Genomic DNA, 24,994 nt, shown 5'->3' on the forward strand with positions numbered 1-24,994 from the left:
CATCCGCGCATAAATCGCTCATTTTGTCATTTTCATCATTTCCGGCTTGCGGGGCTTCTTCCCTAATATATGCGAGTACCATCCCTGGAATTATCCGATCCCCATTCGCTACTTCATAGGAATATAGTATCGGCTACGATTTCTTCGATCATTCCGTCACTCGTACGAATCAAGAACAATGTCTCCCATTCGTAAAAGTATGAGGCAGACGGATGTATAATCTTTTCTACTTTTCCATAATAAGGACTAAGCACCGGATACTGAATGACCATCTACCTCACGCAGCCTATACGAGAACTGCTTTGTCCACCTCTTTTAGCACCTTCGCAAATGTTTCACATACTTTATCGCACTGTTCTTTTTCAATCGTTAACGGTGGTTCGATGCGGATTGTTTTCGCATTGATGAGTGTTCCCGCTGTCAAAACTCCATTATCGAAGAAGCCTTTTGCCACTTCGTATCCAATTTCGTCACTAACGAATTCGATACCGATCAAAAGACCTTTACCACGTACTTCAAGCACTTTATTTTCATGTCCTTTAGCCGCTTCACGCAGCCCGTTCAACATATATTCTCCCATTTCCGCAGCGCGTTCCGGCAGTTTTTCTTCAATTAACACGTTAATAGTAGCAAGAGCCGCCGCGCATGCCAGCGGGTTACCGCCGAATGTTGTTGTATGCAGGAACGGGTTATCGAATAGATGAGAGAATACTTCTTCCGTAGCAATGGTTGCGCTTGCTGGCATAACGCCGCCGCCGAACGCTTTTGCCAAAGTCATAATGTCCGGTGTCACTCCATAGTGTTCTGCACAGAACATTTTACCCGTACGGCCCATACCTGTTTGCACTTCATCGAAAATCAGCAATGCGCCATACTCGTCACACAGTTCACGCAACTTCGGCAGATAATCGTCCGGCGGAATGATAACTCCACCTTCGCCCTGAATCGGTTCAACGATAACCGCCGCTACATCCTCACCAACCATATGGCAGGCATGCATCGTTTTCTTCATCATATCAATATCACCAAACGCAACATGACGAAATCCGCTTACCAGCGGTATAAACGGCTTACGGAAAACGCCTTTTGCCGTACCGGACAAGGAACCAAGACTCTTGCCGTGGAACGCCCGTGTCGTCGCGATAAAAGTGCTACGCCCTTCTTTATGGTGATAGATTTTCGCTAATTTCAGTGCTGCTTCCACCGCTTCGGTACCACTGTTGCCAAAGAAGGAATATTTTAAGTCGCCCGGTGTGAGCATAGCCAACGCTTTCGCCAGCATCGCGCGCAGCGGATCCAAAAGATCCTGGCTATGCAATGCCTGCTTATCAAGCTGATCCTTTACCGCTTTTACCACCTTTGGATGGCGATGTCCCACATTATAAATACCGAAACCACCCAGACAGTCAATGTATTCTTTGCCGTTTACATCAATAAAGCAATTCAGACCCGAGTCTTTCCATTCTACGGAAGCGTATTGTCCACCTTTCGTAACCGATTTGCGGTACTCAAGAAATCCAGAGTTTACGTTTTCGCGGAACCCGTTCACGGTTTCACTCGTAATCCATTGTGCTTCCTCTTTCGTTACATCAGTCTTCTCGATAATGTCCAAAACTTTGGCTGTATATTCGTATACCTCTTTATATTTGTTCATAGTTGTTTCCATGCTTTGATGCCTCCACTTTCATTGAATTTATTTAGCCAGAATGCATTTCTTTCCGCATCCGGCCTGCAATCTTACCGTTTTTTTTGCTTTATGGCTTGATACGATATATAGAGATAGAAGAAAAATACCAGTATTAGTTTTTGAACCAGCCAGTCGATTCTACCTGTAGATTGATATTAATTTGTTTTACTTCCGTGTATTCTTCGTAACCGAATGTGCCGAGTTCGCGACCAATACCGCTCTGCTTATATCCACCCCACGGCGCTTCGTTGTAGGTCGGATGATAGCAGTTGATCCAAGTGATACCCGCGCGAAGCTTACGAATCACGCGCTGTGCTTTTGCACCATCCTGTGTAAACACCGCGCCAGCTAAGCCGTAAACCGTATCGTTTGCCAGTTTAATCGCTTCTGCTTCATCCCTAAACTTCTGTACAACCAGTACCGGTCCAAAAATTTCTTCCTGTACAATACGCATATCCGGTGTTGTGTCGACAAAGATCGTTGGTGCCACGAAGTACCCTTTGGCCAGCTCGCCTTTCGTAATGCGATATCCACCGCAAACAAGCTTCGCGCCTTCTTCCTGGCCGATCTTAATATAATTCAACACTTTCTCCATGTGCGCTTCGGAAACCAGCGGCCCCATCTCCGTCTCTTCTGCCAAGCCTGGCCCTACCTCGATTTTTTTTGCGCGTTCTACAAGACGCTCGATGAACTTGTCGTAAATGCTCTCTTCCAGCAAGAGACGAGAACCTGCGGAGCATACCTGCCCTTGGTTAACAAAAATACCAAATAGTGCATAATCTACCGCTGTTTCAAAGTCTGCGTCCGCAAATACAATATTCGGGGACTTACCGCCCAACTCCAGCGAAATTTTCTTCAGGTTCCCAGTTGCAGCCTGCATAATGCTTCGACCAGTTTTCGTGCCGCCCGTAAACGCTACTTTGTCGATGTCATAGTTAACCGCAATCTCATGCCCCACCGTCTGACCTGCGCCAAGCACCAAGTTAACTACGCCAGCCGGGAATCCGACTTCTTCGAAAATGCCGAACAGCTTGATGGCAGTCAGCGGCGTTACTTCGGAAGGCTTAAATACAACCGTGTTGCCCGCAGCCAGAGCCGGAGCGAGTTTCCAAGCAGCCATCAGCAGCGGATAGTTCCACGGGATAATCTGGCCGCAAACTCCGATTGGTTCACGGACAACCATTGCTTGTATCGGGTCCGCAACTTCGTATGTTTGACCGTGCGGTTTCGTGGCAAGCCCCGCATAATAACGAAAGCAAGCGACCGCGTCCGCCACGTCGATCCGAGTCTCACGCAATGGTTTACCATTATCTTGTGTTTCCAGTCTGGCAAATTCGTCCGCTCTTTGCTCCAGCTTGTTCGCAACTTCGAACAACAGACGCGCTCGTTCGCTCGCCGGAGTGTCCCACCAGCCATCTTCATAAAAAGCACGTTTTGCTGCTGCCACAGCTTTGCGCACATCTTCTTCATTTCCTTCAGTCGTTACTGCGATTACTTCACCATTGGCTGGATTCACAACCTCGCGCGTATCGCCTGTTGAAGATTCGACCCATTGTCCGTCAATAAACATTTTTAATACTTCAAAAGCGCCCGCTCCCTGTACGCTTTGCGACCCTTGTGTCTTTGCCACTTCTGCCATGTGCAGTCCTCCTCGCTCTTTTCCATGTTTAAATTTTGCGATTCGCTTTTTAATTTCTCGCAAAACCTGTGCCAAATTTAAAAGCGAACGCTTATCTTTTTACGAATAGCATCATATCAACACTTTTTCATAGCCTCGTAACCCTTTCATTTTTTATTAATTCAGACATTTTTATGCGTTTTTGAATAATTATATTCATATAAGCATAATAATGATATTAGTATTGGGAAACAGCCGGAGCGAATGCTGGTAACGCAGTTATAAAATTTGTGATGTTTAACACATCACACTCTTTCTCTGGCAGTTCCTGGTTGGAAATTGTATGGCTAAAAAGATGGGTAACGGCGCCGAATGAATCAATACCACCTCCGTATTTTCTTTTGATGTCTCAACATGGCACATATCATCCTTATTTTTTATAGAAACAAAAAACGTGCCAGAACCAAACAAAGCAACCATACGGCCATTTTGTATTTTTCCTTGAGCGGTAATCAAAATAACACAATCTAGCAAGATTAGCATCGTTCTTTTTAAAGTTATGCTTATTTGCATAACACCAAAATATGCTTCCTCTTTCTGCGTCTGTGTTCACTTTCAACGAACAAAGTTTGTCTGTCCGCATCCTCAATCCAAAAGCAGTATCCACAAAATATCTAGTAAGCATCGAATGATCAACCGTTCTTTTTTCTATGCATAAAAAAAGAACGGTACCCACAGATACCGTTCTTTTCGTAACGATTACGAAAGCTTCTTAACTTTCTCTTCAGAATTGACAAGCGCTGGCGTGCTTTTCTTCTCTTCGTCATCATCCTGCGTTAAATTTTTCGCCGCCGACTTAAACTCTGTTAGCGTACGACCAAACGCACGGCCGATTTCCGGCAATTTGTTCGGCCCAAATACGATGAGCGCAATCACAAGAATGAGAATCAGTCCCGGAATTCCGATATTTGATAGCATAATGCTATTGCCTCCTCTATTTAATTAAAATCCAGTAATCGCTACAACACCCGGGAGCGCGATGGAAGCGCCGCCACGCGGCCAGTGGCTAGTCGGTGCCGCGTATGATTCCAGGTTCTCACCTGGATGCTGTACAGACAGGAATAGTGTTTTTTCATCCGGCGTAAACCACGGGCCGGTCATTTCAGCACCGACTGGGGCAGACGCGAACTGTGAAGCGATCCCTTTATCCGGGCCTGACGTCGGGATGAAGAACAGACCGTTATTGCCAAACGTTTTATAGATTCCGCTATTCATCGAACTGGAAGAAATATCGGTTACAACCCAGAGGTTGCCTGCACTATCAAAAGCAAGGTTATCCGGCGCAGCGAATCCGCTCTGCGGACCGCCTGCCGCAAAAATTTCAAACGTAAACTCTTCAGCAGCGTGATTGTTATCTTCTTCGAATAATCTGATAACTTGACCGTAGAAATTGCCATGCTTGGAGTTATTAGTCAGAGAGATAAATACCGTGCCGTCAATTGGATGTACTTCCAAATCCTCCGGCCGATCCATCGGCGTTGCACCTACTACCTTCGCGGCCTCCCGACAATTAACCAACACATCAGCCTGTGATTTAAAGGCTTTTTGCAGCGCTTCATTCTTCTCATAGTCCAGGGCAATCCATTTCCCTTTGCCGAAATTAGCCACATATAACGTTCCTTCTTCAAGCAGTTTCGTGTTTGCTTTCCCTGCATCCTGCTTATATGTTCCTTTAGAAACATATTTGTATACGTACTGGTCATTTGCGTCATCTCCCATGTAGACAACTAACTGTCCTCCCGGCGCGATGGTCATTGCCGTATTTTCATGAGAGAAACGGCCAAGTGCCGTATGCTTCTTCGGCGTGGAATTCGGATCAAACGGATCAACTTCTACCACCCAGCCGTAATGTGTTGCATCTTTTCGTTTCGTGTCTTCAACAACGCTGTCAAAGTTCTCTTCACAAGAAAGAATGGTGTTCCAGAGCGTAACCCCGCCGGAACAGTTGGCGAATGTGCCAATCACTTCGCGTGTGCCGCCTACCGCTGGAGAACCAGCGGCCGGTCCTGTTAATGTATGCTTGGTCAGACCACTAACACGCCGTCCGTATTTCGAATCAGAAATCAAGCGCCACTGCCCGTTTTCTTTCTTAACTTCAATGACAGAGCCCCCCAGCGAGTACAGGTACTTTTCGATTTGCTCGGCCGTGCGTTTATTATTTTTCGGATCAGCATTTAGAGCATCGTACCCAGTCACATAGTATTCAAGCTCGCCAAGGTATTCATGGTTCACCCAGAGTAGACCATGTTCACTGCTACCGTTTATCGGCAGAAAACAGGTAAAGTCTGCGTTGAACCCAAATGTATCACCTTTTGCATTAATTTTATCTCCATACAAAGCGACAATGTCATATTTGTATCCTTGCGGAAGCACAAGATCATCTTTATCTGTTGCCTGGATTGGTTTAAACTTTACTTTCGTTGGCTTACACTTATCCTCACTTAAACCAAAAAGATGGTTCGCCGTTCTCTCGGATAATGTTTTTTCAGCGGCAAAGGCCGGAATTCCTGTTGCAATAGAAGCCAAAGCAGCCGTTCCGGCGCCTAAGTATGTAAGAAATTCCCTCCGGTTCATCTCCATGAAAGATATCACTCCTGATTTGTTAAATTCGTGTCCCTTTCTTCCTTCCAACCACGCAAGAATATCGAAATATCAAATGATATTTATGTACATTCACCTTTATTTTACAAGCCGTTTTTTATAGAACTTTTAATTTTGATTTAAGTACATGTAAAGATTATGCAAACACAAAAAAGACCGCCCGCTTTCGGAACAGTCTTGTCTCGTCACTTTTTCCCTACTATTATTTCTCCCGTATGCGCCTCGATAAAACGCAACTCACCCGGTATCGAAGGAAATATAGGCACATATGCTAGCTCGTAGTACTCTTTGTTATCCTCCGTATACTCTTTTCTCCACTGCAACTCAAAATCCAATTTGGAACAAAAACATGCTACTGCTTGTTCATTTGAAACAGATGGCACAGGGGAAATCGCCTCAAATTCCTCAGGAAACACATCAAGCCCCAGATATTGATCGAGCTTGCCTGTTGTTCGATTTACGCAAATCACCACACTTCCAAACCGAAGCGGAACTTCATGATGAAAGGCGCAAAATCGAAAGAAAACTCTCGCCTCTTCTGTTTCACTCTCGCTTTTTTCTAAGCGAAGAAATTCGTCTGCACAAAGTATACAGGCGGTGTTTCACAAGTATTTGTTTGCAACCGTCTGAAAACCCACGGTTTTCATCATGGGATAAAAGGCGGCGTTGCTCTGTATCCCATCCATGGGTATGCTTAGAGCAACCATTTCCTGTATAATTAAATATATGAGCGACACTTATCCTACTGGTAGTAGGTCACATGTTCCTGTGGACGTCATGGTATAAGGTTCTGATAGCGAAGTAAAACCATGGGAGTGAACGCACGAATAGCGTACTGGTGGTACGCTGCCCATGTGGGTACATGCGGTGTAGTATGGGATGGGATGACACCCCACCCTGAACTTGTGCGTTGTCCAAAGCGAACGGCGGGCGCTAATGCCCCAAGAATCCCACGGCTTTAGCCGTGTGGAGTATCATCTTAGTCATTCAGCATTCATAACATAACGAGAAAAATAAGAGAGCAGGAAACGTTGCGACTAACGAACTAGTTAAATACCTCTTGCACTTGGCTTAGGAAGGACAATTTTAAAAATATAAACAGGAGGTGATGAAAAATGAACGATAGGTTTGATTTGATTTTGTCAGCTTTACAAGGAGTCCAAAGTGAGGTTCAAAACCTAAACCAACGTATTGATACTTTTGAAAAAGAGGTGAATCAGCGCTTTGACGAACTAAAAGATTCTATTAACTGCAAACACATTGAAAGTATCAAAGCCGATGAATTGATTCTTCAATCTTTAGAAACTGGACAACAGAAATTACTTTCCCGAATTGAAGACGTAGAACGAGGTATGTATCGCCTGGAACGAATGGAGCTGCGCCAGAATCGAATGGCAATGAAAGTGGACGAGCTAGAAGCGGATATCGCCCTGCTCCGCGATAAACTGCAAAATTAATCTTTTAGAAGTCGGCCATGAAAATGTCGGGGCTTTTTTATACAACATTTGCTCATTTTTTCTTGCATCAAGCAAAGCCCCTCCCCCCTTTTCTTTCCACTGCCTCTCCTCTCTTTTGCCACATATAAGTAGTAAAACAGTACGCTTAAATAAGTACAAAGAGATATCGTATTGTTTTTTTCGTGAAACTAATATTCCGGTCATCTTTTTAAACATAAACGAATGCCGTCAACCATAACTTCTTTATCCGTATCTTCGATGGATTCCTCCAGAGCCATCTCATAGTTGGGGCCTCCTCAACCAGCTCCAGCAATAAAAATGCGGAGAATATCTTGCTTCGGATATTCCATTGTCTCCTTCAGCTTCGCAATCGCTTCCGGAGTTACGCGAAGCATATCTTCACCTTCTTTCTGCTTCACAGCGGATGCATTTATTTTCTCACCAAATACCCTTGCATTATTCTTTTGCCCATTTCCCCAGTAAATTTTCAATCCCGTATAGCATATGTCCAAATAGTAAATACCCTATATACCCCTTGTGGTATATTATAAAAATTTTTTATGTTGTCAATCCACTATAAACTAAAAACCATCTGTGGAAATTTCTGTTTGCAAAAAGAGAAGTACGGCAGGGTACGCTAAAAACGACCGTCTCAATAAGATAAAAAGGAGCTTTCATATGAAACAAACAGGAAAACTGGACAGACAGTCCTGGCTTCTTCTGCTAATGAATACGCTATACCTTATCTCCGTCGGCCTCTCCAACACTTTCGTCAATATCTACCTGTGGAAAGTAAAAAAAGACTATGCCATGATCGGATGGTTTAACTTTTTTACCTTCTTTTCTATTCTAGCTACATTTTGGATCGGCGGTCACCTTATAAAAAGATGGGATCGTGTCATAAGCATTCGCCTCGGCGTTTTCATTCTGGCCATATTTTATCTAACTGTCCTCATGCTCGGTCCGTCAGCCACAAACTATGTCGCTCTGCTTGGCCTTTTGCTTGGCATAGGAGCCGGCTTCTATTGGCTTGGATATTACGTTATGTATTTTGAAATTACCGGGCCAGAAAACCGAGATGTTTTTAACGGGGTGAACGGACTGCTTATGTCGATGGCCGCCGGAGGTGCCCCGTTGCTTGCTGGATGGCTCGTCTCACACCAAGCAAATGGATACCGGCTTATTTTTTCTATTTCGCTCATCATTTTCACTTTGGCGGTAGTGGTCAGCTTCTTTATCACCAAAAGAAAATGCGAAGGACACTTTTCATTGCGCAGTGTATGGAATGATACCCGCAACGTTTCACGTTGGCATTACGTCGTGTTTTCCTATTTTTTCTGGGGTATGCGAGAAGGCGTAGTTGTCTTTCTCGTCGGTTTACTGGTGTTTATCGCCTCTTCAAGCGAATTGACAGTAGGAATATACGCATTTCTTACGTCTACTCTGTCACTTGTGTCTTACTATATTGTGGGAAAATGGATTCGTCCTCACAAACGGGAATATTCACTTTTTATCGGAGCTTTCATGCTCATAGTGGCCGTTTTGCCACTGCTCTCGCAAATCCGCTTCAGCACACTGCTTTTGCTTGGTATCGGTACCGCTCTGTTTTACCCTTTTTTTGCCGTGCCCCTTGTTTCCACATCATTTGATGTGATCGGGGAAAGCATGGAGAAAGCAAAATTAAGGGTAGAATATATCGTTATTCGCGAGTTTGCTTTCAGCCTGGGGCGTCTGCTCAGCACGCTATTATTCGTATTGCTCGTCATGGCGACCACAGCTACCAAAGCGCTCGTACTGTATCTGATCGGGTTAAATTTACTGCTTATGCTCTGTTGGGTTTTTATGCGAAACGTTTTTCCAACTCGCGCATAAATACGAATAAAACCGTGAACAATAAAAGCATAAGTCTGAATGTTACGGAAAGGATGCGACATGTTTTGTGACATGTTTAATGAAGGAACGATATATCCTCGCTTACTTTAATACACCCGAACAGGCGGAAAATATCCGACAGCAGTTCGCGTTAGCCGATGGAATTATTGACACACAGGTGAACCGCATCGGATTGTACCCAGAGCCCCAAACAAGTCATTTCATAAAATACCATTACAGAGAATAACGAAAGGGTACGATTCGGCTAACCCCTAGTCGATCGGCCATTTTTGCCAATGATAAATTCGGATGAGCCGAACTAAAGAATACTCAAAGTCAAATGAATGAATTTCATAACTAAAATTCCTTGAACCGTAAGGCTCAATTGGCATAAAAAAAGAGTACCTTCCCAAATCTCGAATAGAGTAGTTGTCCAGACAACTCAATGAGAAAGGTTGGTCTCCTCATGCACTTTATTCACTAAGGACATTTATCTTCTCTGCAAAATGTATTAGATTTAGAACGTACGATCATTACACAGCGATTTTCGATGGCGCCAATATTGTGCCATTGCTTAATTATGCCCTTTATACAATGCTTCATAACGTGGTTCAAGGTGAGAAAGTTGAACTACCAAATAACAGAAAAAATGGCTGGATTCTTAACGAATCCAACGCTTTTTAAATATAAAAGCTATGCGTTTTTAGCCTGATTAATCTCTCCTGTTTCCTCAACCGCAAATGATTTCTCTTCTTCATCGATGTAACTAGAAGGATGCATTTCCTCCATCTCTTCAAAGTGAATGCTCGCCGGCTTAACTTTAAATAACTTCGTAATATACAATAAATAGATAAAACCGACAATAGCCCACCCAATTCCGAGCATTAAAGAACTTTTTTCTAAATTTGCCCAAAGAATAGCTACAGCACCAGCGCCCAAAAGCGGCATAACCAGATAAGAGAAAAATCCCTTGAATGTTTTATGCATTTTCTTACGAACAACATAGTACGAAATAACAGAAAGATTCACAAATGTAAACGCAATCAATGCACCAAAATTAATAAAAGAGGCAGCCGTAGCCAAATCGAAAAAAACCGCGGTCACAGAAATCAAGCCAACGAGCACAATATTTGCAACCGGAGTTCTCCAGCGCGGATGAATATACCCGAACAGTTTATTCGGAAGCACACTGTCCCGTCCCATTACATACAGCAAACGCGAAACACTGGCGTGCGATGCCACCCCGGAAGCAAGCGTTCCTGCAAGTCCTCCTGCAAGGAAAAATACCTGAAATGCCAGGCCGCCCATATACGCAGCAATCTCAGGAGAAGAGGCTTCCGGGTCTTTAAAATGGGCCGCGGTCGGAAATACTGATTGAATAAAGTAAGACGTTATAATAAACATAGCACCGCCAATCAATGCTACAAGAAAAATCGCGCGTGGAATCGTTTTCTTTGGATTGGGTGTTTCCTCTGAAAGTGTTGTCACCGCATCAAATCCTAAATAAGAAAAACACATCAAGGTCGCGCCAGCGATAAGCGCCGAAGTATTAATTCCTTCTTTATAGAATGGTTCTATGGAGAACAGCATTCCTGTACCATCCCCATTCAGCAGCCTCTTTATGGCTACCCCGATGAAAACAACCATGATTAGTGTTTGAAAAACAACAAGCATTGTATTGAAATTAGCTGTAAAGTTTACACTAAAAATATTAACTAACGTTACAATAGCGACAAATCCAATAACCCATATCCACGCAGGAAGCCCAGGAAAAGTAGCAGAAAGATAAATTTGAGCAATCAAAGCATTTACCATTGGCAAAAATAAATAATCCATTAACGCGGCCCAACCGACAAGAAACCCAATATGCGGACTGATAGTTCTTTGTGTATACGTATATGCAGAACCAGCATTTGGAAATACCTGTATCATCTTACCGTAACTAGCAGCTGTAAATAACATTGCTACCAATGCAAGAATATAAGCTGTGGGTACATGCCCCCCGGTCGTCTCAGAAGCAATTCCAAACGTGTCAAACACAACCATCGGCGTCATATATCCAATGCCCATTAAAACAATGTGCCACAACTTCAAAGAACGCTTTAAAGTTACTTTTTCCATATATCTTCCTCCTTGTAACTACTACATAAATCGAAATTTTTCGAACAACATATTGATAAAGCAAACACCATGCCATGTAAGAATATTAAAATTGTTCTAATTATTGAGAGGAAAATATATCGCAGTATTTTGCGCGATTTATGCGTAAAACAAAAAAGAATACATTTAAATTTTACAAATAATTATGTAATAACAATTATGAATAATAGAATAACTTATGCAATTTTGGGTATGAATTTTTTGCTCATGCTGTTGACCTGTACTTTGTCAACAGCATGAGCGTAGATGTTGTAGCACCTACGCTCATGTACGTATAGACATTTCCTTAACATTTGCTTACGGAAAGCCTGTTTGTCTTATTTATTACACCTTCTATTTTTTCTTTCTATTCAACGCTACCAGACTGGCAAAGTCATGCACTAATGTTGCAGCCAGAAGAGAGGTGATTTGCGTCGGATCATAAGGAGGCAAAACTTCTACCAAATCAAAACCGACATAGTTAAAACCGGTGAAAGAACGAATCATTTCAAGCGTTTCAAGACTGTTAAAGCCGCCCACTTCCAATGTGCCGGTTCCAGGTGCGCAGGAAGGATCAACAAAATCGATATCAAAGCTTAAAAAGCAAGGGGTGTTACCAATTGTCTCTTTTACTTGTTGGACAACATCCTCTACCCCACGTTTACGCAGCTCTTGAGTCGTGATCACATTGTAGCCCAAATCTACACTCGCCTGCACATCTCCAGGATGATTGAGCGTGCCCCGAATTCCGATTTGGAACACTTTATCTGACTGCAATAATTTTTCTTCATATGCACGGATAAAGGTAGAACCATGCCAATATTTTTCATCATAGTACGTATCCCACGTATCTGTATGAGAATCAAAATGAATCAAAGCAACAGGACCGTATACTTTGGCCGCCGCGCGTAAGCTTGCCAATGTGACAGAATGGTCTCCGCCCAATCCAATCGGCACAATTTCCTCATTCATTAGATTCAATACAGTCTCTTCGATAAGCTCATAACTACGGTGAATATTGTGTGGAATAACAGGTACGTCCCCTATGTCAATGGCATTTGTATCTTCAAAAGGATACACATCATTCACTGGATGGTAAGGGAATAATGTCATTGACGCCTGACGAATTGCCTGCGGCGCAAATCTGGCGCCTACCCTAAAGGAAGCAGCTGTATCAAAAGGCATGCCAAGAATAGCAACCTTTGCGTTTTCACGTTTAGAAGGCAGTCTCATAAAAGAACCGGTTGTACAAAATTCCGGTTGTACATCCGGTGAAAGCGGATATTGCATGATCTCGGTCCCTCCATTTATCTTTGTTGTCCATATTTATATAAAACAAAACATCAAATGCATTCTTGAGAACCGGCTCCGTTAATTACATTTACGCAGGTAAAATCATGGAAAGTAGAACAGCGATTAGAAATAGTTTGTTTTGCATAACATCAACTCCTACTCCATGAAATAAGAGAATGAACATAAAAAATCATTTCATCTCTTTTTACAATAGATATACAAAGCAATTATTATGCCAATTTCAATATAAGTCAAAGTAATTAAAAAATTAGGAAGAATGCCTTTTAACTTTCCGCACATATGCATATACGCATAATTCTATGCATATAAAAAAAGAGGGGGCCCAAAGTGATAGGGCCCCCTTTTTGTGTTGCTATATATGCATATACAAAACAATAAATAATCTACACATTGTATTCTATTTATAATCAGATAACCGTTTGAGACAGTTTCTTTCTTTGTATTTGGATGAAGTTACAACTTTTGCCCCATCCCTTTCAGAAAGCTCAACATAATCGTTATAGCACGATTTACATCCGGATCTTTATAAGCTTTTATTAAATCAAACAAGCTCATTTTTTCGTCCGCTCTCGCTTTTTCGACGGAACAACGCATGCCATTAACAATGCCTTCCACTACTTTTTTAATTGTTTCAGGCTCCATTTCCCCCAACATTCCGACCACACTCATAACACTATTAATACCACGGGTCATCGTAGGTTTGGAAAGCTGGGAAATACCGATTTCTACAACTTTCTCTCGCGCCTGGATTAGCCCCCCAATGATCTCTAAGGCTCCGCTTTCATACAAAAGGCGAATCACTTTCAGTAATTCCTGCAGCGCTTCACCGTTTTTGGCGATAAGACCAGTCAATTCCTCGAGCGCCTGCGCCTGAAGTTCGGCTTCGGTCGGTTCGTGCTTCTTGATCGTGGTTGTAGGTTTTGCCATTTACTTCTCCCCCTGTCCAGCGGTTTCCAATGCCTTATAATCCGCACGCTTCCATTTCCGCTCCACTTCTACCCCGCGCTGCGGATTGCGTTTGCCAAAACGAGAGTTATAGCGGGGAAGCGGACTTTCACCTTCCACCTGGAGCACTTGCATTTTTACCCTTGTTTCTTTATAAGCAGGCGTATGTGTCACCAAATCATAGAAGCTGTTCGTCAAAAGGTTAACCGCCGAATCTTCATTGGTCGAATTCATCGGCACATACACTTCGTTCCCTCGCACGCGGTCAGTAACTATGACACGCAGTTTTACAGCACCGTATTCAGATTCGAGCCGGACAAGGGACCCGTCTTTGATCCCGCGCTCTTTCGCAAGTTCCGGCGATACCTCCACAAACGTATCCGGCACTTTGTATAAAAGCCCCCTGGACTTATTGGTCATATTTCCTTCATGGAAGTGCTCAAGCAAACGACCGTTATTTAACACCAGGTCATATTCGTCCCCTGTTTTCACAGGTGGAACCCAGTCAGTCGGCATAAGCTGCGCTTTTCCATCCGGGAATGGGAAGCGCTCTGTATACAACAGCGGTGTATCTGTTCCGTCCGCATTTACCGGCCAGAGCAAGCTATTCCATCCTTCCAGGCGCTCATACGTTACACCAGCAAACAGCGGCGTAAGGCTTGCCGCTTCTGCCATAATTTCTCCTGGATGCTCATAACACCAATGCGCGCCAAGGTGATTCGCCAAGGCGGTAATGATTTTCCAATCTGGAAGGGATTCACCTAGCGGTTCCAGTGCCTGATACAGACGCTGAATACGGCGCTCCGTGTTCGTAAATGTGCCTTCTTTCTCAAGGCTCGGGCTAGCTGGAAGTATAACATCGGCGAACTGAGCCGTTTTTGTGAAAAACACGTCCTGAACGACGAAGAACTCCAGCTTTTCCAGTGCGGCATGAATATGGTTCGCATTGGAGTCAACCCATGCCATATCTTCCCCCATTAGATACATAGCTTTCAGCTTGCCTTTATGAATGGCTTCAACCATACCGGGATTATCAAGCCCTTTTTCTCGCGGCAATTTTACGTTCCAGGCTTTTTCATAACGCTCACGCACCGCATCGTCCGTTACAAGTTCATAACCCGGAAAGAAGTTCGGAAGCGCCCCGAAGTCGCACGCCCCCTGTACGTTGTTATGTCCGCGCAGCGGGAATGCGCCGGCATTCGGACGGCCAAAGTTTCCCGTCACAAGCAACAGATTGCTGATCGCCGTACTCGTTTCGCTGCCACCACAGTGCTGAGTAACGCCCATCGCCCAGAAAATAGCTGTTCCATCAGCTTCATAAATCATATTCGCTGTCTGGATTAGCTGTTCTTTCGGAATACGAGTGACTTCTTCCGCATACTCCAGCGTATATTTTTCTAGCGATTTCACGTACTCATCAAAACCGTTTACGCGCTTGGTGAGAAACTCCCTGTCATGCCATCCCTGGTCAATGATGTATTTTGTGACGGCGGACAGCCAGACATGATCCGTCCCCGGCGCCGGACGCAGGAATAAATCCGAGCGTTCTGCCATCTCGTTTTTGCGCAGATCGGCAACGATAAGCTTCTGTCCATTTAATTTATGAGCGCGCTTCAGACGCGTAGCGATAACCGGATGTGCTTCTGCCGGGTTGGCGCCAACGATAATGGCTAGGCCGGCTCCTGCCATGTCATAAATCGTGCCCGCATCACCACCATATCCGACCGTACGGAACAATCCCGTTGTCGCCGGGGATTGGCAATAGCGGGAGCAATTATCGACATTGTTCGTTCCGATAACCGCGCGCGCGAACTTTTGCATTAAATAGTTTTCTTCATTCGTGCATTTAGAAGATGAAATAAAACCAAACGCGTCCGCACCGTCGCGTTCTCTGATTTCTTGGAATTTGTTTGCAATCAGCTCCAATGCTTCTTCCCATGTCGCTTCATAAAACTCATCGCCTTTACGGATAAGTGGCTTCGTCAGCCGCTCTTCACTGTTAATGAAATCCCAGCCGAATTTTCCTTTCACACAAGTGGAAATACCGTTAACCGGCGCATCCGGAGTCGGCTGGATTTTGAGAATTTTGCGTCCTTTGGTCCATACTTCAAACGTACAGCCGACACCACAAAACGTACAAACCGTTTTCGTCCTTTTTATGCGGGTTGCGCGCAGTGTTGCTTCCAATTCAGATACGGCAAAAATGCCGCTATACCCCGGCTCCACTTCTTTTACAAAGTCAATCATCGGGCCAAGCAACTCCTGCTTCATGCCTGTCATAATGCCAGCCTCGCCAAGCATTGATTTTTCCATCAGCGCATTACATGGACATACGTTTACACAATGGCCGCAAGATACACAGGATGATTCGTTAATCGGAACGTCATCGTCCCATATAACCCGCGGATGCTCGCGTTCCCAATCGATGGACAGCGTTTCATTTACCTGAACATTCTGGCAAGCCTCCACGCATTGACCACAAAGAATGCATTGATCCGGATCATAGCGGTAGAACGGATGGGACATATCCACTTTGTACGGCTTTGGCTTATATGGATATTTTTGATGCTCGATTTGCATCATCTCGACCGTATTATGAATGCGGCAGTTTCCGTTGTTGTTGTCACAAACAGTGCAATAAAGCTGATGGTTTTCCAGAATGCGATCCATCGCTTCCACTTGCGCCGCCCTCGCCATCGGTGATTTTGTCTCTACATTCATGCCGTCCTCTACTTTCATCGCGCAAGCACGCGCCAGCTTACCGTTGATTTCCACCATACAAGTATCACACGTTTGAATCGTGCCCAGGTTCGGGTGATAACAGATGTGTGGAATATCAATGCCGCTCGCCTTAATCGCATCAATGACATTCTGTTCTTCGATCGCCTTTACCTCCTGCCCATCAATACGAATAGACACTTTTACTGTAGAACTCATCTTTCTCCTCCTTATCCGATATTCGATCGAATTCGACGAACCGCTCCGAGGTTCCTACCTCTTCATTTGTGCGATTTCTCGCACCCATAAGTAAATAAACAAAAAATCCCATCACAAAACAGCTTTATAGAGAAACTAACCTCTATAACAACCGTTTCATGATGGAATAGCCTTCGGCCACGCAGTGTATCTAAAACCAGTCCGCCATATCAAAAAACAAAAGAGAAAAAGCTAATAGAATGCGCTTCAACAATCTATCTTCAACTTAACCCTATATATGTTTCTTTATTCAACATCTTTTGTTATTATTTTCATATATTATACCAATGGTTCCGCTAACTGTCCAGTGAAATTGTAACGAATCATTCCACGCCATATTTGGCAAGAATCCATTAAAAAATATCTTCCCCTACCACTCTTTTTCCCTTGTAATTCCAAGACCAGGTACATCAACTAACTGTATATTTCCTCCGTTATAGATCATCCCCTCTGGCTCCTCAACAAGCCAAAGCGGAGCATCTAAATCATAAAACTTAATATTTGGATGTCCTGCGGCAAAATGTGCAGCCGCAGCTACTGACAATGATGACTCCATCATACTCCCAATCATACATGCTATTCCATTGGCTTCAGCAATGCTTGCTAGTTTAATAGCTTCATCGATTCCTCCGCATTTCATAAGCTTAATGTTTAGTAGATCTACATATCGTCCGGAGACAAGCATTAAGGCATCACTTGCAGAAAATAAACTTTCATCTGCCATAATCGGTGTGTTTACCCGATCCGTTACAAACTTTAAACCTTCAAGATCTCTTGCATGGACGGGTTGTTCAACTAATTCAATTCCGAGCTCTAAGTTTTCCATTTCACGAATAAGACGAACAGCTTCTTTTGGTGTCCATCCTTGATTAGCATCTAAACGAATTTTGATAGTTGCAGGGATTCGTTCTCTTATAGCTTGTATCCGCGCGATATCTAACGTTGGGTCATTCCCCACTTTTATTTTTAAAACTTTAAACCCGTCCTTCACCGATTTTTCTGCATTCGCAGCCATTACGTCTGGATCGTCAACCCCGACTGTCATATCTGTTTCAATCGTTCCTTTCCCACCTAGTAAAGCATAGAGCGGGAGTTGCAGTAGTCGAGCATAAAGATCGTGAAGAGCAACATCTGCCGCAGCTTTTGCACTCGTATTGCCAATACAGCATTTTTGTACTTTTTTTAACACCTTCTTAAAATTGGTTATATCCTCATCGATAATAGCTGAACGAATAGGGCCTAGCAATGCCGCCTTAATACTCTCACTGGAATCACCCGTAATCACCCAAGTTGGCACTGCCGCTCCAATTCCGGTTAATCCATTCTCCAATTCAATCATAACTTCTAAACTTTCAATATCGACAGCTGTACGAAGAGCTGTTTTAAAAGGTACACGCAGTGGTAAATGGCGTTGTTTTACATACAACTCTCGAATAATCATAAAATTCATCCTTTCTACAAACTTGACAAAATTTTACCGACTAACATTCCAAAATATGTTCCTGTAAATGAACCTAGCAGAGCCATTATGACACCAATCGGAATGAGCGAACGATTATAAGAAGCAGCAAGCATTGGTGCGGATGCCATTCCACCGATATTGGCAAGACTTGCAACACCTAATGTAAACAAGTCGTATTTGAACAATTTTCCAAGTAAAATCATAACGATTAAATGAATGAGCAGAATTAAGAAGCCTGACAACAGATAAATCGGAGCTTGTGTAATATTAGAAAAGTCCGATTGTGATGCAATGAGTGCAATTACGATATATAACATAACATTGGATATATCCATTGAACCTGGTATTTTCGCAACCGGCGTTACAGCAAGTATAAGTCCAACAACCGAAGCAATCATGATGGTCCATGTTGTTGCATTGATAACATCACCGATGACAGGCAAATGATTTCCTGCGAAAGTGGAAAGTGAAGAAATAAGTAACCCAATTCCTAACAAATATAATATATGCTGAAAGGATGGGCCTTCTTTTTCATTTTCTTCTTTTGCCGCTGAAACTTCTATTGAATGATTTAAAAAGCCGACATCAGCTTTTGTCCAACGATTGAATTTTCCTGCAAATGGAACAAGCCAGAACATAAACATAACCCAAACTGCATAGTTAATCGTATCCATCATTAAAGCATAACCAAATATGTTTTCTGGGACATGGAAAATCCCCTGCAACGCTACCATGTTTGCTGAACCACCCGTCCAGCTTCCCGCCAATGCTCCAAAAGCCTTCCACGTATCTTGAACATAAAACCCTTTAAATATTACATATGTGACAGTAAACCCTATTAAAATACTAAACACTGCTGAAAAAAAGGCACCTAACATTCTGGGGCCGAGCTTAAACACTTCACGAATATCACATTTCAATAACATTAAAGCTAGCATACCAGGTAATAAAGCACTTCGAATTGTCCTATTTGTTGAACTAATTGAATCACTTTCAGAAAATAGACCAAATGTATTCATCAATGCAGCTCCAATATAAATAAGAACAATTCCCGGAATAAACTTAAATAATCCTTTAGTGCGGAAACGCTTTTCTAACGCAACCATTACTGCCGCAAGTGCAACAAGTACACTTAAATACATAAATCCATCTTTAATCATCATCTGGCCCTCCTCGTAGTAAAAAAAGTTCCATAACCATTACAGTAACACAGTAAATATTTATAATATTTGTAATAATATGTATTTTTCAAGATAAAAAATCCAGTCTACCATATTGACGGTCAGACTGGATTTTGTCTAGGTTTATTTAGACAAAGCAGCGGTGAAAATTTGATTATACTTCTTTCGAGCATCCTTTAATGCGACAATTAGAGCTTTTTGCGAAGAACCAAAATAACGGTTCGCAATTTCATCAACAAGACCTTCATCTTGTATCCGCCGTCCAACAAATAATGACTGAACAAATTTCGCCGTAAGTTGAATCGTTGCAGAACATTCCGCATCAACGATCTTACCAGTAGATCGATCGACAACTAGTGCTAGGAAATAGGACTTATACTGCTCGGTTATTGGATTATTTTGTGGAGCTTTGACATCCCCGATTAAATAAATTGTATCTTTGTCATAATACACAATCGATGTCCCCCAATAAAGATACAGACGTCATAAGCGACAATCAAACGGAAATTTGTTGAAACTTATGACATGTATACGGTTTCATTTGGAGTTAATTTTACTATATCATTGAACTAATTTTTTGACAACCATTTTTTACTAACTCATAAATCAGCTAATCTATTGCCTTTCTGCTTTTCATTATTATAGTAATCACCGCATTGAACGGGCGATCCGTCACCGCTATATCCATATTTATCCATTCCTTCTCCTTCCTCCCTTCTTCAGGGTTAACACGTTTCCAGAGCGAATGTAAGAGTCGTAGTTTGACTTTTGAAAACGGAAGAATAAAATTAAGGAATAAAAAAAGACGGAAGTGATTATCATGCCCTATCCTGTAGTCCGCACGCGCCAAATCTTACGCTATAAGAATAACGAACTGTATGAATGCCAGGACGAGGTGGTAAACGAGTTTCCATTGACCATTTTTCTTGACGAAGAAGAATTCGCTACCGTGGTATGCACACCTGAATACGTTGATGATCTTGTCATCGGTTTTCTGGCTTCCGAAGGCGTTATCCGTTCCTATCAAGACATCAAAAACTTGATCATTCAGGAGCAGGAAGGATTCGCTTATGTAGAATTGCATAAAGCTCATAAAATCAGCCAACAATTCTATTCTAAACGCTATATTTCCTCCTGCTGTGGTAAAAGCCGACAAAACTTCTATTTCTATAACGATGCCCGTACGGCCAAAGTAATGACTGAAAAGAATGTAACACTTACTATTGAAGAGTGTTTTCGTTTAATCCGCCTCATGCAGGAAGCTTCCGCCCTGTTTCAAAGCACAGGCGGCGCGCATAACGCCGCACTATGCGACCGGAACGGGATCGTTCTTGCTCGTACAGATATCGGACGCCACAACGCGCTGGATAAAATTTACGGTTTCTGTCTGAAAAACGCAATCCCTGTGCATGATAAAATCATCGCTTTCAGCGGTCGTATTTCTTCTGAAGTTCTGTTGAAAGTGGCGAAAATCGGCTGTGAAATCGTACTGTCCAAATCGGCTCCAACCGAACTGGCTCTCCAGCTAGCCGAAGACCTGAGCATTACCGCTGTTGGTTTTATTCGTGATTCTTCTTTGAATGTGTACACGCATCCTGAACGAATCAAAAAGCCATAACGAAAAAATTAAGAAAAAAGCAGGAAAACAATGTCCCTCACCTTTTTCTTATTTTATCTATTGTATCAAAACTTGATCGCAAAGTACCCGCTAATGTAAACGAATTTATGAGAAAAGTCCACTCCAAGTAATCTGAAGCGGCCTAAGCTCTGAAAAAAAGACCTGCTCGGCTTATTTCCTTACAGGAAATAAGTCGCAGGTCTTTTTATTTTCAATTCGAAAGAACAAAGAATCATATTTAGGAAAAAACAAGCAAATTTCCTCCATCGTTTGCATAAAGCCATAAAATACGTTATCATAAAACGCGCGTTATGTTATGTTGAATAAAGAAAAATTTTATATTTATTATAATTCAGTCCATTTTGTTGACTAAAGATTGTGGAATAGAGAAAAAAGGATAAAAATGTTATTCTTATAAATTTTTAAATGGGAGATGGTGTAAAGAACAATGTGCGGCATTTGTGGAGTGATTCGTTATGATAAAGACCATACGGATGAAACTCTTATAGAAAAAATGCTTCCGGCTCTTGAAACACGCGGGCCGGATGATGAAGGAATCTATACAAAAGACGGAGTAAGCTTCGGACATAAGCGCCTGAGCATTATCGACCTATCAGAAAACGGCCACCAACCAATGATCGACAAAGAGTTAAAACTAGCGATCGTTTATAATGGCGAAATCTACAATTTCCAGGAACTACGTGATGAATTACGAAAAAAAGGATACTCGTTCCGCTCAACCAGCGATACGGAAGTTCTGCTGAAAGCTTATCACGCCTGGGGTGATGAATTCGTCAAACGGTTAAACGGAATGTTTGCCTTCTGCATTCATGATGAGACGCGTGGACGCTTTCTGTTAGGCCGAGATCGACTTGGTATTAAACCTTTATATTACGTTGAGGAAGGAAGAGCATTTTATTTTGCCTCCAACACGCAAGCGCTAAAAAGCGTCGGAGTCATTCGTCCGGAGCTCTCTCCCGAAGCACTTCACTATTACTTGAGCTTTCACGCGGTAGTACCGGCTCCGCATACCATTTTTAAAAACGTAAAAAAGCTGCAACCCGGGACTGTGATGAGCATCGACGCAAACGGAGAAAAAAAGATATTCTCCTACTGGGACGTAACGTTTGAACGGAGGGAAACACTATCGGAAGCAGAGTGGATTGAGCGCGTGCTGAATGGATTAAGGAAAAGCGTAAAGCGACGCATGGTCAGCGACGTGCCTGTAGGCGCCTTGCTTAGCGGCGGTCTCGATTCCAGCCTGATTGTTGCGCTTATGGCTGAATGCAATCCCTGCTCTCTCCACACCTATTCCATTGGCTTCGAAGACGTTGGAAATGAAGAAGGAAATGAATTCTATTACAGTGATCTGATCGCGAAAGAATTCAGAACCAAACATCAAAAGATTTTCATTGATTCCCGCCGCCTCCTTCCCAATATCGAAAAATCCGTTACCGCCATGGCGGAACCGATGGTTAGCCACGATGCGGTCGCTTTTTACCTTCTGTCGGAGGAGGTCAGCAAGCAAACGAAAGTGGTACTGAGCGGTCAAGGTGCCGATGAAGTGTTTGCCGGCTACCATTGGTATCCGAAGATGATGAACGGTACGCGCGATGCCGTAACAGAATATAAAAAAGCTTTCTTCGATCGCACGCACGAAGAAATAATAGACGCCCTACAGCCGAAATACCATGGCTCCGATGTGTCTGGAAAGTTCGTATCTACGCACTTTGCCGCACCGGGCGCCACAATACCGGTGGATAAAGCGTTGCGACTGGATACGCGGGTTATGCTGATCGATGATCCGGTAAAGCGCGTAGATAATATGACCATGGCATGGGGTCTTGAAGCGCGCGTGCCTTTTCTCGACCATGAACTTGTAGAGCTGGCGGCTTCGATTCCGCCAGAATTGAAAGTGGCTAGCAGCGGAAAACATATTCTGAAAAAAGCGGCGGAACGATTGATTCCGCATGAAGTGATCTATCGAAAGAAAGGTTATTTTCCTGTGCCTGCCCTGAAATACTTGCGTAATGAATATCTTGATTTTGCACGCGACATTTTGACGACAGAAAAAGCGAAAAAACGCAATCTATTTAACCCGGCTTATGTGGAAAAGTTGCTGGGTGCGCCGGAAGAGCACATAACCGTATTGGGCGGAAGCAAGCTCTGGCAGTTGACCGTGCTGGAATTATGGCTGCAAAAGATGGGGTGTTAATCATGCCTTATCGAGAAGAGAGAAAACGATTCCGGCTAGAATGTTTTATGACCCCTTCCTTGCATAGCTGGGGAGAGAACATTCCTGAAATAAAGAAAAAAGATATGCAGTCCGATATTGCTATAGACTGCGGTTGGGGTCACCTCATTTTCGGGCAAACCTTTGATGACGATCGCAAGCTTATCGAGCTTTTTCTAGAGGAAGAGACAGGGCGGCGCGACTTGGCAATTTACGTGCGCAACCACCATGTTCTGCTTTCCAAAGCACCTAACCTCCTGTTCGTTGACCCGTCCATTACATTCCGTCTTTGGCTTCATAACTATCGCATGTCAAAAAAGAAGCCCGAAGGATTCCGTATCCGCTTCATGACAGATGAACGTGATGCAGAGCGCGTGAATGAGATTTATAGGAAAAGCAATATGGTGGAGGCGGACCCAGTTTTAATGATGAAAAATCAGTATAGCCATGTTTTTAACTATTTTGTCGCGGAAGACCCGGAGGATGGAGAAATTATCGGAACGATTACCGGCATCGATCATAAAGCGGCGTTTAACGATCCGGACAACGGTGCAAGCTTTTGGGCGCTTGCCGTCGATCCGAACAGACGGGCGAAAGGGATCGGCCGCGCGCTAAACATTCCGGTTGTAGGGTTGGATTTGCTGGTGCCTGATTTCACAGGCGAAGAATACGTGATTATTGAAGCCAACGAACGGCCTGGGCTCGCCAATCATGAACCGCAGCCTACCGCCCAGCATTTCATTGACTTTTTGTTCCCGGAAACAAAAAAATAAGGGACGAAGGAAAAAGTCAGGTTATTACGCCTGGCTTCTGTTTTTACCAGCGGGAGCCTGAAAGAATCTGTAGAGGCATTTCCTTGCTGTCTAACTCCCGGTATAGAGGGAGGAGAGAAGAAGCTCTCCTCTTCAAAGGCTTACTTTTTGCTTCTGAACCATGTGCTTGCTCGGGTTTTCTTCGGGCTTTCCGGGTGCGTCGGATCATAAAACCATTTCCTTTGAACAGTTACAAATGCCAGGATAGCTCCGATTAGAATCAACCACTCCAAGCGGTTCACCCCCTGGGCATATTGTGTCCTGCCAGCCTGAAAATTCCCTAGAAAAATTTTTGCTTGTGAAGTAACAAATGCCTGCGGTCATTGTCGATAAAAAAAGCTGCCACGTTAAGCGACAGCCTCTACTTTTTAATGATGTTCCAATTCTTTCAGTTCGGATAGCGCGACTGTTTTGCGATCCGCAGGATTGTCCAAGGTATGTATTCTAGCTGTTTTGCTCCGTTCATCGATCGAATCAATCCAAACCTGCACCCCCTCGAAACCAACATCGATTTTATCATGTGAATTCAAAATTTCTTTTGCGCGTCTTACTTCCATTGTTTATCACTCCTTGGTCTTTATTTTTTGTTCTTAGGCCGAATTTATACAAAAAGAAAACAGCCCTTTATCTAAAAAAACACGTTTCAGACAAAAGGCTGTTCTCTTTCGTTATACCTTGAAAACTGAATCAGAAGAAACATGACGCACAGGACATCCAGTCTATCTTTGGTTAAGCCCTCGACCGATTAGTATTCGTCAGCTCCACGTGTTGCCACGCTTCCACCTCGAACCTATCCACCTCATCATCTATAAGGGGTCTTACCAGCTTACGCTGTGGGAAATCTCATCTTGAGGGGGGCTTCACGCTTAGATGCTTTCAGCGCTTATCCCGTCCGCACATGGCTACCCAGCTGTGCTCCTGGCGGAACAACTGGTGCACCAGCGGTGCGTCCATCCCGGTCCTCTCGTACTAAGGACAGCTCCTCTCAAATTTCCTGCGCCCACGACAGATAGGGACCG

General features: G+C 43.4%; 23 protein-coding genes and 1 rRNA gene. 6 read left to right on the forward strand and 18 right to left on the reverse strand.

Annotated features, from left to right (window positions below; all coding sequences use genetic code 11):
• Nucleotides 1-113 precede the first annotated feature (113 nt).
• The 6 genes from BLR88_RS20190 to BLR88_RS14400 all read right to left on the reverse strand — a co-directional run bounded on the left by BLR88_RS20190 (nt 114) and on the right by BLR88_RS14400 (nt 6,439).
• Nucleotides 114-272 (reverse strand): hypothetical protein, encoded by a 159-nt coding sequence (locus tag BLR88_RS20190; RefSeq protein ID WP_254778326.1) that lies wholly within the window; start codon nt 270-272, stop codon nt 114-116.
• Between the two features lie 14 nt (nt 273-286).
• Nucleotides 287-1,666 carry a putrescine aminotransferase gene (locus tag BLR88_RS14375; RefSeq protein ID WP_091260983.1) on the reverse strand — a complete coding sequence of 460 codons (1,380 nt, stop codon included), beginning with the start codon at nt 1,664-1,666 and terminating at the stop codon, nt 287-289.
• Between the two features lie 133 nt (nt 1,667-1,799).
• A complete protein-coding gene (locus tag BLR88_RS14380) occupies nt 1,800-3,257 on the reverse strand; it encodes an aldehyde dehydrogenase family protein (RefSeq protein ID WP_057900448.1) in 1,458 nt (485 codons plus the stop codon).
• A gap of 807 nt (nt 3,258-4,064) precedes the next feature.
• A complete protein-coding gene (locus BLR88_RS14390; protein ID WP_057900075.1) occupies nt 4,065-4,283 on the reverse strand; it encodes a twin-arginine translocase TatA/TatE family subunit in 219 nt (72 codons plus the stop codon).
• A gap of 24 nt (nt 4,284-4,307) precedes the next feature.
• Complete coding sequence (locus tag BLR88_RS14395) at nt 4,308-5,945, reverse strand: PhoX family protein (protein WP_091260985.1); 1,638 nt, start codon at nt 5,943-5,945, stop codon at nt 4,308-4,310.
• 206 nt (nt 5,946-6,151) lie between these two features.
• Entirely contained in the window at nt 6,152-6,439 is a 288-nt protein-coding gene (locus BLR88_RS14400; protein ID WP_139184986.1) for a hypothetical protein, read from the reverse strand.
• A gap of 642 nt (nt 6,440-7,081) precedes the next feature.
• On the opposite strand from BLR88_RS14400, the gene BLR88_RS14405 reads away from it, so the two are divergent.
• Entirely contained in the window at nt 7,082-7,423 is a 342-nt protein-coding gene (locus tag BLR88_RS14405) for a hypothetical protein (protein ID WP_091260987.1), read from the forward strand.
• Here the strand turns inward: BLR88_RS14405 and BLR88_RS19115 are convergent.
• Together BLR88_RS19115 and BLR88_RS14410 are read right to left on the reverse strand one after the other, a co-directional pair.
• Entirely contained in the window at nt 7,379-7,639 is a 261-nt protein-coding gene (locus BLR88_RS19115; RefSeq protein ID WP_139184987.1) for a hypothetical protein, read from the reverse strand. The genes BLR88_RS14405 and BLR88_RS19115 overlap by 45 nt on opposite strands.
• 80 nt (nt 7,640-7,719) lie before the next feature.
• Nucleotides 7,720-7,935: a hypothetical protein gene (locus tag BLR88_RS14410; protein WP_057900079.1), complete on the reverse strand. Its 216-nt coding sequence runs from the start codon at nt 7,933-7,935 to the stop codon at nt 7,720-7,722.
• Between the two features lie 166 nt (nt 7,936-8,101).
• On the opposite strand from BLR88_RS14410, the gene BLR88_RS14415 reads away from it, so the two are divergent.
• Together BLR88_RS14415 and BLR88_RS19640 are read left to right on the forward strand one after the other, a co-directional pair.
• A complete protein-coding gene (locus BLR88_RS14415) occupies nt 8,102-9,295 on the forward strand; it encodes an MFS transporter (RefSeq protein ID WP_057900080.1) in 1,194 nt (397 codons plus the stop codon).
• Nucleotides 9,296-9,374: 79 nt separating this feature from the next.
• Nucleotides 9,375-9,542 (forward strand): hypothetical protein, encoded by a 168-nt coding sequence (locus BLR88_RS19640; RefSeq protein WP_175493635.1) that lies wholly within the window; start codon nt 9,375-9,377, stop codon nt 9,540-9,542.
• 446 nt (nt 9,543-9,988) lie between these two features.
• Here the strand turns inward: BLR88_RS19640 and BLR88_RS14425 are convergent, their stop codons facing one another.
• The 7 genes from BLR88_RS14425 to BLR88_RS14455 form a co-directional block, all read right to left on the reverse strand.
• The gene (locus BLR88_RS14425; protein ID WP_057900082.1) at nt 9,989-11,416 is read right to left on the reverse strand and encodes an APC family permease; all 1,428 of its coding nucleotides are present in this window, start codon (nt 11,414-11,416) and stop codon (nt 9,989-9,991) included.
• A 372-nt stretch (nt 11,417-11,788) separates the two neighbouring features.
• Complete coding sequence (speB, locus tag BLR88_RS14430; RefSeq protein ID WP_057900083.1) at nt 11,789-12,724, reverse strand: agmatinase; 936 nt, start codon at nt 12,722-12,724, stop codon at nt 11,789-11,791.
• A gap of 477 nt (nt 12,725-13,201) precedes the next feature.
• Nucleotides 13,202-13,675 (reverse strand): helical membrane plugin domain-containing protein, encoded by a 474-nt coding sequence (locus tag BLR88_RS14435; protein WP_057900084.1) that lies wholly within the window; start codon nt 13,673-13,675, stop codon nt 13,202-13,204.
• Nucleotides 13,676-16,630, reverse strand: a complete 2,955-nt coding sequence (fdhF, locus tag BLR88_RS14440) for a formate dehydrogenase subunit alpha (RefSeq protein WP_091260991.1) — start codon at nt 16,628-16,630, stop codon at nt 13,676-13,678.
• A gap of 409 nt (nt 16,631-17,039) precedes the next feature.
• On the reverse strand, nt 17,040-18,110 hold the full coding sequence (locus BLR88_RS14445) for a dipeptide epimerase (protein WP_091260992.1): 1,071 nt from the start codon (nt 18,108-18,110) through the stop codon (nt 17,040-17,042).
• Nucleotides 18,111-18,124: 14 nt separating this feature from the next.
• Complete coding sequence (locus BLR88_RS14450) at nt 18,125-19,291, reverse strand: DUF819 family protein (RefSeq protein WP_057900087.1); 1,167 nt, start codon at nt 19,289-19,291, stop codon at nt 18,125-18,127.
• A gap of 144 nt (nt 19,292-19,435) precedes the next feature.
• Complete coding sequence (locus BLR88_RS14455) at nt 19,436-19,765, reverse strand: DUF3870 domain-containing protein (protein WP_091260994.1); 330 nt, start codon at nt 19,763-19,765, stop codon at nt 19,436-19,438.
• Between the two features lie 367 nt (nt 19,766-20,132).
• Here BLR88_RS14455 and fdhD point away from each other — a divergent pair, with 367 nt between their 5' ends.
• From fdhD to BLR88_RS14470, 3 genes are all read left to right on the forward strand, one after another.
• Nucleotides 20,133-20,930, forward strand: coding sequence for a formate dehydrogenase accessory sulfurtransferase FdhD (gene fdhD / locus BLR88_RS14460; RefSeq protein ID WP_091260996.1), 798 nt, complete (start codon nt 20,133-20,135; stop codon nt 20,928-20,930).
• Between the two features lie 448 nt (nt 20,931-21,378).
• Nucleotides 21,379-23,145 (forward strand): N-acetylglutaminylglutamine amidotransferase, encoded by a 1,767-nt coding sequence (locus tag BLR88_RS14465; protein ID WP_057900090.1) that lies wholly within the window; start codon nt 21,379-21,381, stop codon nt 23,143-23,145.
• Complete coding sequence (locus BLR88_RS14470) at nt 23,121-23,936, forward strand: GNAT family N-acetyltransferase (RefSeq protein WP_091260997.1); 816 nt, start codon at nt 23,121-23,123, stop codon at nt 23,934-23,936. The genes BLR88_RS14465 and BLR88_RS14470 overlap by 25 nt, the downstream gene beginning before the upstream one ends.
• Nucleotides 23,937-24,076: 140 nt before the next feature.
• Here the strand turns inward: BLR88_RS14470 and BLR88_RS20415 are convergent, their stop codons facing one another.
• The 3 genes from BLR88_RS20415 to BLR88_RS14480 form a co-directional block, all read right to left on the reverse strand.
• Entirely contained in the window at nt 24,077-24,208 is a 132-nt protein-coding gene (locus tag BLR88_RS20415; RefSeq protein WP_257721579.1) for a hypothetical protein, read from the reverse strand.
• A 135-nt stretch (nt 24,209-24,343) separates the two neighbouring features.
• Nucleotides 24,344-24,532 (reverse strand): H-type small acid-soluble spore protein, encoded by a 189-nt coding sequence (locus tag BLR88_RS14475; protein ID WP_057900092.1) that lies wholly within the window; start codon nt 24,530-24,532, stop codon nt 24,344-24,346.
• A gap of 168 nt (nt 24,533-24,700) precedes the next feature.
• Nucleotides 24,701-24,994, reverse strand: a 23S ribosomal RNA gene (locus BLR88_RS14480); the annotation flags it as partial.

The sequence above is a fragment of the Aneurinibacillus thermoaerophilus genome (genome assembly GCF_900099925.1).
GTDB classification, from domain to species: domain Bacteria; phylum Bacillota; class Bacilli; order Aneurinibacillales; family Aneurinibacillaceae; genus Aneurinibacillus; species Aneurinibacillus thermoaerophilus.